This is a genomic window from Pseudomonas sp. RIT357 (assembly GCF_000632245.1).
Taxonomy (GTDB): domain Bacteria; phylum Pseudomonadota; class Gammaproteobacteria; order Pseudomonadales; family Pseudomonadaceae; genus Aquipseudomonas; species Aquipseudomonas sivasensis.
The window spans coordinates 286,178-299,708 of the sequence record NZ_JFYX01000047.1 but is presented as its reverse complement, the minus strand read 5'-3'; the positions used below and the strand labels follow the sequence as shown (position 1 = coordinate 299,708).

Genomic DNA, 13,531 nt, shown 5'->3' with positions numbered 1-13,531 from the left:
TCCGGTGTAGCCCTGTTTATCACGTTAGCAGCGGACAAATACACTCAGTCCCACGTTCACATCTGAAGAGGACTGCACCATGACCCGCAAAATCGCATTGATCACCGGCGCCAGCCGTGGCTTGGGTAAAAACGCTGCGTTGCACCTGGCGGCGCAAGGCGTAGACATCATCGGCACCTATCACAGCAAGGCCGACGAGGCGCAGGCATTGGTGGCCGAGATCGAACAATTGGGTGGCCGCGCCGCCATGCTGCAATTGGATGTGAGCCAAAGCGCAACATTCGAAGGTTTTGTCGGCGACGTGGCCGGCGTGCTCAAGGATGTTTTCGCACAGGATCACATCGACTTTCTGATCAACAACGCCGGGATCGGCATTCACGCCAGTTTTGCCGAGACCACCGAAGCCCAGTTCGACCAACTGGTGGCGATCCAATTCAAGGGCCCGTTTTTCTTGACGCAGAAGCTGTTGCCGTTGATCCGCGACGGCGGCCGCATCCTCAACGTCTCCAGCGGCCTGGCGCGTTTCAGCCTGCCGGGCTATGCCGCCTACGCGGCGATGAAAGGCGCCATGGAGGTGCTGACCCGCTACCAGGCCAAAGAGCTGGGTGGGCGCGGGATCAGCGTCAACATCCTGGCCCCTGGCGCGATCGAAACTGACTTCGGCGGCGGCGCTGTACGCGACAACGCCAACCTCAATGCCATGGTCGCGAGCAACACCGCCCTGGGCCGCGCCGGCTTACCGGACGATATCGGTGGAGCGATTGCCAGCCTGCTGGCCGACGGCAGCCACTGGATCACCGGCCAGCGCATCGAGGCGTCGGGCGGAATGTTTCTGTAGGAGCTTGTCGCGCAGTACGTCATAGCCCCAGTGATACACATAGGTGTACGGCAGGAAGAACAGCAATACACCTATGTCGAGGATAAATGCCTGCATCAGGCTGATGTTCAGCCACGCCGCAATCAGCGGTACGCACACCAAAATCAAGCCACCTTCAAACATGAGCGCGTGCAACACACGGGTCCAGCCATTGTTGGCCAGTTGCAGGCGTGCCTTGAGTCGGTCGAACAGGCCGTTGAAGATCACGTTCCAGGTCAGCGCCATCAGGCTGATCGCCAGGGTGACCATGCCCATTTCCAGGGCGGGTTTGTCCATGATCCACGCCAACAAAGGGGTGCAGATCAACAACGCCAGGGCTTCGAAACCAACAGCCTGGCAAACGCGTTCAGTGATGGATTTGGTAGGGTTCATGACCCGTCTCCGAGAGTGACGACGGTTGCCATCATTACCCTTTTAATCGATACTTCATAACCAATAACCATCGATCAAGGCGATAGTCATGGCCTCTAATGAAGTGCTGCAGGCGTTTGTGCAGGCGGCCACACAAGGCTCGTTTTCGGCGGCGGCGCGCAAACTGGGCAAGAGCCAGTCCACCGTCAGCGCGGCGGTAGCCAGCCTGGAGATTGACTTGGATGTGGTGCTGTTTGATCGCAGCAGCCGCAAGCCGACGCTCACGCCCGCCGGCCTGGTGTTGCTGCAACGCGCCGAGCAAGTCCTGGAAGCCAGCAGTCGCCTGTCGCTGGCCGCGAGTCAGTTGGCCATGGGATTGGAGCCGAAAGTCACGATTGCCATGTCCGATACCTATCAATCTGAGCGTTTCGAACTCGCACTCAAGGCCTTCGAGCAGCGTTACCCGGACCTTGAACTGGAATGGCTGATCGCCGAGTGCGAAGACTTGATCGCGCTGGTGCAGAGCGGTCGTGCGCAGATCGCGTTTGTCGAAGCCCAGGCGCATTACCCACCCGACCTCAGCCGCGCGCCCGTGGCTGAACGCACGGAAATCGCGCTGTTCGTCGCGCCCGAGCATCCGTTGGCCACGCTGCCGAACGTCGACGCGCAGCGCTTGCAGCAACACCGCGAACTTCGGCTGGCGAGCATCATCAACCCGAATGAAACCCGCCCCAGCGGCCGCGTTTGGTCGGCGCCGAGTTTTCTGATGCTGATGGAAATGGCCCAGCTCGGTTTCGGTTGGGCCGAGCTGCCGCGTTGGCTGGTGGAACGCTTTGGCAACACTGGGCTGGTGGAACTCCCAGTGCGCGGTTGGCCGCGACTGGTAGCGGTGGATGCGCTGTGGTCGCGGCAGTATCCACCGGGACCGGCGGGCAGCTGGATGCTGGCGCAGATGCTGGATGAGTGATCAGGCTCAGAGTATGTGGTGAATTGGCGCGCCTCGCTCAGGGCCAGCGCGCTCATCACTAAGCACTGTGTCGCCCTCAAACCCGCTAGACTGCGCGCTTCCTTGCAGCCGTTCGGACGTTCCGATGCAAACCCGCCTTGTCGCTTACGAGGCGCTCACTGCTGTGCAACGACAGCAAGCCAGCGCCATCGAAGTTCATCCCGAACAACTGCCGTTTTGCGGCGATATGTATTGCGCGCTCAATTCGCTGCTGGCCAAACCAAGCCCAGGCGTCAAAGGGTTCGCCCTGCTGGCCGATGACATTCCGGTGGCCTTCCTCTTGCTCAAACGCCCACCTTGCCTGCCCCATTGGGCCGATGCACACAGCGCCACGCTGCATGCGTTCCAGGTGGATCGGCGGCAACAAGGCAGAGGGTTCGGCAAGGCGTGTTTGCAGGCATTGCCGGCGGCAGCGATAGAGACGTGGCCACAGATCAAGGCGCTGGAGTTGTCGGTGGACACCGACAATGTGGCGGCGATGGGGTTGTATCTGGGCGCGGGATGGGTAGACAGCGGGGAGGCGTATAAGGGGCGAGTTGGGTATGAGCGAAAGTTAAAGTGGGTGTTTGGACGAGACGACCCCAGCCTGCTTTAAATATCCCAACGCCGATAAATCGACCACTCTGGCCCACCCTCCCTGGCTGTCCACTGTCAAAGTTCACAGCTATACAGGCGTTGCCGATTGCTCTGTACTGGAATGCCAAGGTAGTCGCTCAAGCGGTGCAACGAGCAGGCGTGGAAACGCTCAACGCCCAGCACGGAGACCCTCCATGAATACTCCACCGAGCAACAATACGCTTAACACTGCGGGGAGCCCGGATCTTTCCTTTGGCACCCCTCCACTCAAAGACGGTACCGTTATAAACACCCGCACCGCAGGGATCTCCCGAGTCCTCGAAGACGGTTCAACCATCACAGCAGGACCGTATAGCGAGCCGGATGGCCCCTTCATTGGCATCACCAAACAAACGCCTACGGGAGAGAACGACGCTCGATTCGGGCGAGGGCTGACGGCGATGCAGCAACGCCAAACCTTCATCGACATGCTCATTCAGCCTAATGGCAGGCAACTGTTACTGGCCACCCATATCAACAATGTGGCGGTCTCTATCAGTCGATTCAACGAAGCAAACGGCAATTCAGACTTCAGGTTCGGCAATAATGGCGAGGTGGTGCTGAATAAGCGGATTGAGTTGAATTTAAACAGCAAAGCCGGTTTAGCTTTACAGTCCGATGACAAGATCATTTGTGTATTTAATGACGGTACAAGCAGTTTTATCTATCAACTCAGCAGTTCCGGCCAGGAACTCAACTTCGGCTTTTTAGATCCGCTTGAAGAGCGCGGCGCCCTTATGGGCCCAGTATTGACCACTGAGAGGGGGTTTTTGATTGCGGGCTCTATAAACGGCAAGGCCCTTATTAAAGGATTCACACATGCTGGAGAAGCGGACACGGCTTTTGGTAACGCAGGTTACGTCCAATTGGAGCTTTCAGGTACCGGGGAAAAACAGGCCTCAGCGCTGGCCAAAGGACCCGATGGCCGGATAGTTGTCGTCGGCGGTGAGCACCGGTTGCCGCGCAAGCAGAACTTCGTGACGAGCCTGCTTGCCAACGGCCAACCTGATCCGCAGTTCAATGGCGGAATCCCCAAGGAGAACGATGCTCGTCATGGAAGTTATGACAGCGTGACGGTTCAACCCGATGGGAAAATCGTCGTCTTGTGGCGCAATACAAACGGCAGCCTCGTCGAACTGACCAGGTACACCGCGACTGGGCAGTTGGACCTCACCTTTGGCGATCAGGGTGTGGCCGATGCATGGCGCGACCCGCAATCAAGACCCCAAATCTCCAACATCAACAAGCTTGAATGGGTAAATGCGGGTGAAACACTGCAAACCAGCGGTGTGCTGGAAGGTGTCCACTCCTTCATCGGCCGCCTGCTCAGCCAGTGATACCCACGACTGAGCTGCCAACGCAGCTCAGTCGTGTGACATCAGGCCTTGACTACCGGCAACCAGATCTCCACCGTCCCCGTGCCTTTCCTCACGTCAAAATCAGCGCTGTAGCGTTCAAAATCCGGCCCTGCCACTTTGTAGCCCGAATGTGGCAACCACTCGAACATGATGCGCTCGTACGTCTGTTCCAAAGCCTGCACCGGTCCGTAATGCGGGAAAACCGCATAGTTGAGCGGTGGAATTTCAATGGCTTCGAAGTTGCTCGGGACGTCGCTTTTGCTCGGGACTTCCACCCCCGCCATGTAATCGAATTCGCCGTGATTGGGGTTATGGCAAACGCCATAGGTCACACCGCCGATGCGCTTCTTGATGTCCTTGATGCAGGTGTCGAACAACTCCCACAACTTGGGAATATCGCCCACCGTCGCCTTGGAATAACGCCCTTGTACCCCAGCAATCACCAAGGCCTTGCCTGCTTCCATTCGTGGCTCTAACGGTTGTTTTGTCTGCTGATCCATACGAACAGTCTCCTTCTTATGAGGGAACAAACCCGCATCGAGTATAGGGGCATATCCGTGCCGTACTCCATGCAGAAAATTTTCCTACGCATATGGACAACTGGCCATCATCGACCGTATTGTCTGCTCCGCAGGCCACCGCAGTGGCCGACGTCGCTCGGACGGTTCCGGGCGCTTACGTACTTCGAGGCAACAATGGCCGACCAAGGTTCGCCGCGCCGCTTTGCGCGCATAGATCGACTCCCCCCTTACGTTTTCAATATCACTGCCGAGCTGAAGATGGCTGCGCGTCGGCGCGGCGAAGACATCATCGACTTGAGCATGGGTAACCCCGACGGTGCCACGCCTCCCCATATCGTGGAGAAAATGGTTACCGTCGCCCAGCGTGAAGACACCCACGGCTACTCCACCTCCAAAGGCATTCCACGTCTGCGCCGGGCGATTTCGCGCTGGTACAAAGACCGCTACGAGGTGGACATCGACCCCGAGACGGAAGCCATCGTCACCATCGGTTCCAAGGAAGGCCTGGCGCATTTGATGCTGGCCACCCTGGACCAGGGCGACACGGTGCTGGTGCCCAACCCGAGCTACCCGATTCATATCTACGGTGCCGTGATTGCCGGCGCCCAGGTGCGTTCAGTGCCGCTGATTCCGGGCGTGGACTTCTTCGCCGAGCTGGAACGGGCGATTCGTGGGTCGATCCCGAAGCCGAAGATGATGATCCTCGGCTTCCCGTCCAACCCGACTGCGCAGTGCGTGGAGCTGGATTTCTTCGAACGGGTGATCGCCCTGGCCAAGCAGTACGACGTGCTGGTGGTGCATGACCTGGCCTACGCCGACATCGTCTACGACGGCTGGAAAGCCCCATCGATCATGCAAGTGCCGGGGGCCAAGGACATTGCGGTGGAGTTTTTCACCCTGTCCAAGAGCTACAACATGGCTGGCTGGCGCATCGGTTTCATGGTGGGCAACCCGGAACTGGTCAACGCCCTGGCACGGATCAAGAGTTACCACGATTACGGTACCTTCACCCCGCTGCAAGTCGCCGCGATTGCTGCGCTGGAAGGCGATCAACAGTGCGTGAAAGACATCGCCGAGCAGTACCGCCAGCGCCGCAATGTGCTGGTCAAGGGCCTGCATGAGTTGGGCTGGATGGTCGAGAATCCCAAGGCGTCGATGTATGTCTGGGCGAAGATTCCCGAGGCGTATGCCGCCATGGGTTCGCTGGAATTTGCCAAGAAGCTGCTGCTGGAAGCCAAGGTCTGCGTGTCGCCGGGGATTGGATTTGGCGAGTATGGGGATGATCATGTGCGCTTTGCGCTGATCGAAAACCAGGACCGGATTCGCCAGGCGGTGCGCGGGATTCGCGGGATGTTCCGGGCGGATGGGCTGGTCGCTAAAGCCTGACCCGATCCACCTGAACAAATGTGGTCAACATGTGGGAGGGGGCTTGCCCCCGATAGCGGAGGTTCAATCACTGCATCTGGTGACTGACCCACCGCCATCGGGGGCAAGCCCCCTCCCACATTTGCATTGGGTTTTCACCCTTGCTGCTGGTGTGTCTGTTAGACCACCAACGACAGCAGCATGATGAAGATCAACGCCACCACAGACAGAATGGTTTCCATCGCCGTCCAGGTCTTGAACGTCTCGGCCACGGTCATGTTGAAGTACTGCTTCACCAACCAGAACCCCGCATCGTTGACGTGAGACAGGATCAACGAACCCGCCCCCGTCGCCAGCACCAACAGCTCACGGTTAACCCCAGGGATCATCCCCACCACCGGCACTACGATGCCCGCGCCGGTAATGGTCGCCACGGTCGCCGAACCGGTCGCAATACGAATCACCGCCGCCACCAGCCAGGCCAGCAGGATCGGGTTGATCTGCGCATTCACCGCCATATGGCCGATCACATCACCCACGCCGCTGGTCACCAGCATCTGTTTGAAGCCACCACCGGCACCGATGATCAGGATGATCGCGGCCGTCGGCGCAAGGCTGGCGTCGAGCAGCTTGAGGATTTGCTTGGAGTGAATGCCCTGGCGGCTGCCAAAGGTGTACAGCGACAGCAGGAGCGCCAGCAGCAAGGCGGTGATCGGGTGACCGATCATGTCCATCCAGTTGCGCACCACGTTGCCTTCGGCAAAGGCGATGTCGGCGAAGGTTTTGAGCAGCATCAGAAACACCGGCAGCAGCACGGTGACCAATGTGATGCCGAAGCTTGGCAACGACTTGTTGTCGGTCTCGCGGGCCAGTTGATCCACCAGTTCCTGGGAGGGATTACCGGGGATGTACTTGGCGATGAACGTACCGAAGATCGGGCCGGCAATGATGGCGGTCGGCAGTGCGACGATCAGGCCATACAGGATGGTCTTGCCGATGTCCGCGCCAAACACGCCGATAGCCAGCAGCGGGCCCGGGTGCGGTGGCACCAGGCCGTGCACTGCCGAGAGGCCTGCGAGCAGCGGGATGCCGATCTTGATCAGCGACACACCTGTGCGGCGCGCGACGATAAACACCAGCGGGATCAGCAGCACAAAGCCGATCTCGAAGAACAGCGGGATGCCCACCAGGAACGCGGCGAACATCATGGCCCACTGGACCTTCTCTTTGCCGAAGGCGCGGATCAGGGTCTGGGCGATCTGATCGGCACCGCCGGATTCGGCCATCATCTTGCCGAGCATGGTGCCCAGCGCGAGGATGATGCCGACAAAGCCGAGCACCCCGCCGAAACCGTCCTGGAAGGCCTTGATGATCTTGTCCACGGGCATGCCCGAGGTCAGGCCGAGGAAGCCGGCCGCGATGATCAGTGCAATGAACGGGTGGACCTTGAACTTGGTGATCAGAACGATCAACCCGATGATAGTGACGACTGCGTCTAGCAGCAGGTACGACTCGTGGGACATGCCAAACATGGGGGGTCTCTCCTGTTTGTTGTTGTTATTAAAGCGGGTGTTGAATTTCTTGCCGGGGATAGCGCTATCTTTTCCGGCAAAAAATTAATGAGTTCGTTCAAAGCCGTGTTGCAGCCACCAAGCGTTGGTCTGCTCGGCCAACGCCTCGACACTGTCTTCACTGGCGTTGAGGGCCAGGGTCAGTGGCTCGCCTTTGGGCGATTCAAGGGTGGCGAACTGGCTGTCGATCAGGCTTGCCGGCATGAAATGGCCGGGGCGATGGGACACGCGGTCCGAGGCGACTTCACGGGTCAGTTCCAGGAATACGAAACCCAGACCTGGCGCGGCTTCGCGCAGGTGGTCACGGTATTTCTTCTTGAGAGCCGAACAGGTGAGCACCGGATGTTCACCCGCTTTAAGCGAGCGGCGCAGTTCATCGCACAGGATGTCGAGCCAGCCGGCGCGGTCGTCGTCGTTGAGGGGGTGGCCGGCGCTCATCTTTTCGATGTTCGCGGCAGGGTGAAAGCTGTCGCCTTCAATGGCGGTGGCGCCGTTCAGCCGGCACAAGGCCTCGCTGACACTGGTCTTGCCACAGCCGGCAACACCCATGATGACCAGGGCGGTAACAGGTTGACTCATGAAACACCTCAAGACGCAGATAGCGCTACCTTCGCACACCGTAAGGCACGTGCAAAAACAGGCTTTTCCCGCGCCGTCTTGTCATTTTTATGGAGTGACGCGTGCATCCGCTCCAATCATTTGAACCGGATCAGGCAACCCAAAGTTCAATAATTTGCAGCCATTTGGAGACAGCGCTACCTTAGTGCCTCGATTTTTGTTTGGCAAGCCGCCTGATGACCTCTAAGAACGATAAAAATACGCGCACCACGGGTCGCCCGACCCTCAACGAAGTTGCCCGCCTGGCTGGCGTCAGTCCGATCACCGCTTCACGCGCCCTGCGCGGCATCAGCACTGTGGCCATCGAACTGGTAGAAAAAGTCCAACAGGCAGCTGCCGAGCTCAACTACGTAGTCAACCCCGCAGCCCGCGCCCTGGCCTCAGCTCAAAGCCATTCGGTGGTGGTGTTGGTACCGTCGTTGTCAAACCTGCTATTTATCGAAACCCTCGAAGCCATCCATCAGGTGCTACGGCCTAAAGGCTTTGAAGTGCTGATCGGCAACTCTCACTACTCCCGCGATGAAGAAGAAAACCTGCTGCGCAACTACATGGCCTATCAGCCACGGGGCTTGCTGTTGACGGGCTTCGATCGCACCGAAAGCGCCCGACGAATGGTCGAGGCCAGCAATGTGCCTTGCGTTTACATGATGGACCTGGACCCTAACGCTGGCGTGAATTGCGTGGGCTTCTCGCAATTGGCCGCCGGTGAAACAGCCGCGGCGCATTTACTGTCCCGTGGCCGCAAGCGCCTGGCCTATATCGGCGCGCAATTGGACCAACGTACCTTGCTGCGTGGCGAGGGTTTCCGCCGCGCCCTGCAACAGGCCGGAATGTACGACCCGGCGCTGGAGCTGCTGACACCGCGTCCTTCTTCCGTGGGCCTGGGCGGTGAGTTGTTCCTGCAGTTGCTGGCCGCCCATCCGGACGTGGATGCGATCTTCTTCGGCAACGACGACCTGGCCCAAGGCGCGCTGCTGGAAGCCCTGCGCCATGGCATCAAGGTGCCAGAGCGCGTGGCGGTGCTGGGTTTCAACGATTTGCCCGCGTCGTCCTTTATGGTGCCGCGCCTGAGCAGCATCAGCACGCCACGCGAAGCCATTGGCCGCCGTGCGGCGGAGCATCTGCTCACGATCATGGCGGGCAACAAGGTCGCCAAGCCGGTAGTGGACATGGGCTTTGAGTTGCAGGTGCGGGAAAGCACCTGACCTTCAAGCCGAACGTGATCCATCGAGGGAGCTAGCCTGCCGGCTCCCTCAATTTGACCGCGCTCGCTTAACCTCCCCGGCCCCTGCTAGATTGTCCCTTCTCCACTGCCAGGGAAGCACCATGGGACACTCACTGAAAATCTTGGGCCGCACCTCTTCCATCAACGTACGCAAAGTCCTGTGGACATGCCACGAACTGGGCATCGAATACGTACGCGAAGATTGGGGCATCGGCTACACCCCCACCCAATCCCCCGAATTCCTGGCCCTGAACCCTAACGCGCAAATACCTGTGCTCATCGACGACCACGGCGTGCTGTGGGAATCCAACACCATCTGCCGCTACCTGGTCAGCCTCTACCAACGCCACGACCTCTTGCCCGCCGAACCCGCGCCACGGGCCAGGGTGGAGCAGTGGATGGACTGGCAAGCCACCGAGCTCAACCCTTCCTGGGGTTACGCGTTCCAAGCGCTGGTGCGTCAGAGTCCTGAGCATCAGGACCCGCAACGAATCGCAGCCGGCGTACAGGGCTGGAATGACAAGATGGGCCTGTTGGAACAACAGCTGACCAAAACCAACGCTTACGTCACCGGCGACGAATTCACCCTCGCCGACGTCCTTATCGGCCTTTCGGTGCACCGCTGGCGCATGACGCCCATGGAGCATCCGCCCTACCCCGCCATCGCAGCGTATTACGAACGCCTCAGCCAGCATCCGGGCTTCCAGACCTTCGCCCTCGACGGCCACAACTAAGGACATGCACGTGAAAGGACTCAACATACTGCTCACCGGCGCCTGCGGCAGAATCGGCAAGACGTTTTTCGAAGCCTCGAAAGACCGCTACCGCTTCACGCTTACAGACCGCGTAACGCCGGATTTTGACCTGGGCGACCATCGCTTCGTACACGCCGACTTGAGCGATAAATCCGCACTCGTCGCGCTGCTCGATGGCATCGACGTGATCGTGCACCTGTCGGGCATCCCCCATGCCAGCGCCTCGTTCGACGAACTGCTGCCAAACAACATCCTCGCCACCACCTACCTGTTCGAAGCTGCCGTGGCCGCCGGGGTAAAGCGTCTGGTTTTCGCCAGCAGCGCCCAGACCATCGAAGGCTACCCGGTGGATCGGCAGATCACGCCTGGCATGCCAGTGCTGCCCGCCAATCTGTATGGTGTGAGCAAATGCTATGGCGAGGCGCTGTGCGGCTACTACGCGGCGAAAACGCCACTGTCGACCATCGCACTGCGCATTGGCGCCTTTGAATTCCCCGAAAGCCACGACCTGAACAACGCCCGCGACCTCAGCGCTTGGCTCAGCCCACGGGATGCGGTGCAATTGCTGCAACGTTCGGTTGAAACTAAAGACGTAAAGCACTTGATCGCCCACGGCATTTCCAATAACCGTTTCAAGCGTCTGGACTTGAGCGAAACCACGCGTGTGCTGGGCTATCAACCGGTGGATGATGCGTTTCAGACATTCGAGATTCCCATCACCTACTGAGTTGCAGGCGGCAATGGCTGGCCGTCGATGGGCCAGCACTTGCCGCAACAGCCGAGCCGCCCCCAGCAAAACCTGGGCTTTTGCGCCCGGCACGCTATTTGCTCCAGCTGTAGCACCGTACATTTCCTCCAGGTGCCCGATCATGCTGGTTAACAACAACACCCAAGCCGTATCGACCGTCCAACAGCTCAAACGCCCCGATATGGATCCAGCCAACGCTGCCGCCAGTGCGCTGTACAGCGGCGCCGTTCAAGCCGCGCAGCAAAGTGTGACCGTACCGGTCGCGCAGAAGGACCTGGACAAAGCCACCGACCGTATCGACGAAGCCTTCGCCAAGACCCGCGTGCAGTTGCAAGCCTCCACCACGGCAACCACCTCCTCGACCGAGACGCCTGCCACCACATCCACCTCTGGCGCGCGCTCTGAATTCACGGAGTACATGAGCAAAACCCCGGCCGAACGCATCCGTGAGCAGTTGCTCAAGGAGCAGGGTTTGACTGAGGCGGATGTACAGAACATGTCCCTGGAAAAACAGGACGCGATTTCCAAGCAAGTGGCCGACCGGTTGAAGCAGCAACAAGAGCAGCAAGTAACGGCGAAAGCCACTGATCCTGCGCACTCGGTGAAAGAAACCCTGGCGGCAATCTAAGCCACACTTCGGATCAACCTGTGGGAGTGCTTGCGCCCTCCCACAGGGATTGGCTTTCCAAATTGGAAATGGATAGGTTGGCTATTGCAGTTGAAGGGTCGAATTGAACTGCCCGATCGCATCCACCACATGCCGTGACCCTTCCTGAATCTCCAGGATAACCTGCCCCGCCTCATTCGCCAGTTCCACCCCCAACCCCGTACGGCTCAAGCTCGACTGCATGCTCGACACTGCGCTCAACGACAGATCATGGTTCTTGCGCACCACCTCCACAATCTCCACCGTCGCGTGGCTGGTACGTGCGGCGAGGCTGCGCACTTCGTCGGCCACCACCGCAAACCCGCGTCCGTGCTCACCGGCTCGTGCCGCTTCAATCGCGGCGTTGAGCGCCAGCATATTGGTTTGCTCGGCAATGCTGCGGATGGTCTGCACAATGGCGCCAATGATGTCCGACTGCTTGCTCACCGCGTCGATGCTCTGTGCCGCCTGGTTCAAATTGTGAGAAATCTCTTCGATGATCTGCACGGTTTGCTGCACCACCTCCGATCCTTTGCGCGCGCAGGCGTCGTTTTGTACCGAGGTGGCGTGAGCCGAATCGGCGGCGGTGCGCAGGGTGGTCACTTGGTCGGTGATGTCGCTGGCGAATTTCACCACTTTGTACAGGCGCCCGTTGGTGTCGAAAATCGGGTTGTAGGACGCTTCCAAAAACAGGGTTTTGCCGTATTTGTTTTTGCGCTCGAAGCGGTGCGAGTGGTATTCGCCGCGATTGAGAGATGCCCAGAAAGCTTTGTATGCCGGCGACTCCACTTCGCTGCGATGGCAAAACAGGCTGTGGTGCTGGCCGACGATTTCATCCAGTGAGTACTGCACGGTCTTCAGAAAGTTGTTATTGGCCTTGAGAATCTGGCCTTGAGGGGTGAACTCGATCATCGCCATGGAGCGGCTGATGGCATCGATCAGGCTCTGGTTTTCATGTTCATGGTGGACCCGCGCGGAAATATCGGACGCGACTTTGATCACACTCTGTACGTGGTTGTCGCTGTCCAGCACAGGCATATAGCTGGCTTCGAGCCACACCTCCTGGCCGTGCCTGTTCAAGCGTACGAACGTGCCGCTGAGGGCCTCGCCCCGCGCCAGGTCGCGCCAGAGCTTGGCGTAGGCGTCGGTATGGGTGTAGGCCTCGTCACAAAAGATCCGATGATGCTGGCCGCGAATTTCCTCGGCGCTGTAGCCCATGGTTTTGCAGAAGTTGTCGTTGGCATCGAGTATCACCCCATCGCGATCAAATTCGATCATGGCCATGGAACGGCTGATAGCGGCGAGTTTGGCGTTGGATTCGGTGAGTGCACAGGAGAAACGCTGGATTTCAAGCAGGTCAGACTTGTGATGGAGGTTGAACATGTCGGACACCCTTAAGTAACCCGCGCCTGGCTAGGCGCATTCCATTCATCAGTTGGATAGTGCTGGCAGACCTTTATGGGATAACCATCCGAAACGCTTTACACGCCGAGCGTCATCAACGGTTCTGGGTGAGCATAGACAGGGCTTGGCGCTATGCAAGGCCACCAGTCAGCCATTAGTTATGGCAAGGCGGGGCAGGAAGGGAGGTTGAGCGCGGGGCAGGGAACGGCCAACAGAGCGGGTTGCGTTGGCCGCTTAAAATCCTTCAGTTGAACGGTGATCAGTGACCGAACAGGCCGCTCTCGGATTTCTTGGTTTTTTTGTCGGCGCGTTTTTCATCGGCGGTCTTTGCCGGTTTCTTCTTCGCTGCTTTCTTTGAATCCATACCTTTGGCCATGATGCGTGCTCCACTGAAAGGGGATGTAACACTGGGTATAACACCGATCACCCGCCAGAAGGGGTTTATAATCCGCGCCCCTTTATAAAGCCTGT

Annotated in this window: 13 protein-coding genes and 2 pseudogenes; 9 read left to right on the top strand and 6 right to left on the bottom strand. The window is 58.9% G+C overall.

Annotated elements, in window-relative coordinates; all coding sequences use genetic code 11:
• Window positions 1-79 precede the first annotated feature (79 nt).
• Entirely contained in the window at window positions 80-838 is a 759-nt protein-coding gene (locus BW43_RS02880) for an SDR family NAD(P)-dependent oxidoreductase (protein WP_032891041.1), read from the top strand.
• On the opposite strand, the gene BW43_RS02885 is transcribed toward BW43_RS02880, so the two are convergent.
• A complete protein-coding gene (locus tag BW43_RS02885; RefSeq protein WP_032891040.1) occupies window positions 737-1,249 on the bottom strand; it encodes a multidrug/biocide efflux PACE transporter in 513 nt (170 codons plus the stop codon). The genes BW43_RS02880 and BW43_RS02885 overlap by 102 nt on opposite strands.
• Before the next feature lie 88 nt (window positions 1,250-1,337).
• On the opposite strand from BW43_RS02885, the gene BW43_RS02890 reads away from it, so the two are divergent.
• The 3 genes from BW43_RS02890 (at window position 1,338) to BW43_RS02900 (ending at window position 4,186) form a co-directional block, all read left to right on the top strand.
• Window positions 1,338-2,195, top strand: a complete 858-nt coding sequence (locus BW43_RS02890; RefSeq protein ID WP_032891038.1) for a LysR family transcriptional regulator — start codon at window positions 1,338-1,340, stop codon at window positions 2,193-2,195.
• A 124-nt stretch (window positions 2,196-2,319) separates the two neighbouring features.
• The gene (locus BW43_RS02895) at window positions 2,320-2,829 is read left to right on the top strand and encodes an N-acetyltransferase (protein ID WP_032891036.1); all 510 of its coding nucleotides are present in this window, start codon (window positions 2,320-2,322) and stop codon (window positions 2,827-2,829) included.
• A gap of 175 nt (window positions 2,830-3,004) precedes the next feature.
• Window positions 3,005-4,186: a hypothetical protein gene (locus BW43_RS02900; protein WP_032891034.1), complete on the top strand. Its 1,182-nt coding sequence runs from the start codon at window positions 3,005-3,007 to the stop codon at window positions 4,184-4,186.
• 41 nt (window positions 4,187-4,227) lie between these two features.
• Here the strand turns inward: BW43_RS02900 and BW43_RS02905 are convergent, their stop codons facing one another.
• Window positions 4,228-4,707, bottom strand: a complete 480-nt coding sequence (locus BW43_RS02905) for a GyrI-like domain-containing protein (protein WP_032891033.1) — start codon at window positions 4,705-4,707, stop codon at window positions 4,228-4,230.
• A gap of 195 nt (window positions 4,708-4,902) precedes the next feature.
• Between BW43_RS02905 and alaC the strand changes: the two genes are divergently transcribed.
• On the top strand, window positions 4,903-6,114 hold the full coding sequence (gene alaC / locus BW43_RS02910) for an alanine transaminase (RefSeq protein WP_032891031.1): 1,212 nt from the start codon (window positions 4,903-4,905) through the stop codon (window positions 6,112-6,114).
• A 158-nt stretch (window positions 6,115-6,272) separates the two neighbouring features.
• Here alaC and BW43_RS02915 read toward each other — a convergent pair whose 3' ends face one another.
• Both BW43_RS02915 and BW43_RS02920 read right to left on the bottom strand, forming a co-directional pair.
• The gene (locus BW43_RS02915) at window positions 6,273-7,625 is read right to left on the bottom strand and encodes a GntP family permease (protein ID WP_032891030.1); all 1,353 of its coding nucleotides are present in this window, start codon (window positions 7,623-7,625) and stop codon (window positions 6,273-6,275) included.
• Window positions 7,626-7,709: 84 nt separating this feature from the next.
• Window positions 7,710-8,243 (bottom strand): gluconokinase, encoded by a 534-nt coding sequence (locus BW43_RS02920; RefSeq protein ID WP_032891028.1) that lies wholly within the window; start codon window positions 8,241-8,243, stop codon window positions 7,710-7,712.
• A 212-nt stretch (window positions 8,244-8,455) separates the two neighbouring features.
• Between BW43_RS02920 and BW43_RS02925 the strand changes: the two genes are divergently transcribed.
• From BW43_RS02925 to BW43_RS02940, 4 genes are all read left to right on the top strand, one after another.
• The gene (locus BW43_RS02925; RefSeq protein WP_163033195.1) at window positions 8,456-9,487 is read left to right on the top strand and encodes a LacI family DNA-binding transcriptional regulator; all 1,032 of its coding nucleotides are present in this window, start codon (window positions 8,456-8,458) and stop codon (window positions 9,485-9,487) included.
• Window positions 9,488-9,608: 121 nt separating this feature from the next.
• A complete protein-coding gene (locus BW43_RS02930; protein ID WP_032891026.1) occupies window positions 9,609-10,241 on the top strand; it encodes a glutathione S-transferase family protein in 633 nt (210 codons plus the stop codon).
• 10 nt (window positions 10,242-10,251) lie between these two features.
• Window positions 10,252-10,989 carry an NAD(P)-dependent oxidoreductase gene (locus BW43_RS02935; RefSeq protein ID WP_032891087.1) on the top strand — a complete coding sequence of 246 codons (738 nt, stop codon included), beginning with the start codon at window positions 10,252-10,254 and terminating at the stop codon, window positions 10,987-10,989.
• 142 nt (window positions 10,990-11,131) lie between these two features.
• Window positions 11,132-11,638, top strand: a complete 507-nt coding sequence (locus tag BW43_RS02940) for a hypothetical protein (protein WP_032891024.1) — start codon at window positions 11,132-11,134, stop codon at window positions 11,636-11,638.
• 81 nt (window positions 11,639-11,719) lie between these two features.
• On the opposite strand, the pseudogene BW43_RS29685 reads toward BW43_RS02940, so the two are convergent.
• Together BW43_RS29685 and BW43_RS29680 are read right to left on the bottom strand one after the other, a co-directional pair.
• Window positions 11,720-12,124: pseudogene (locus tag BW43_RS29685) on the bottom strand (methyl-accepting chemotaxis protein); the annotation flags it as partial.
• 138 nt (window positions 12,125-12,262) lie between these two features.
• Window positions 12,263-13,039 (bottom strand): annotated as a pseudogene (locus BW43_RS29680) (PAS domain-containing protein); the annotation flags it as partial.
• Window positions 13,040-13,531: the final 492 nt, after the last annotated feature.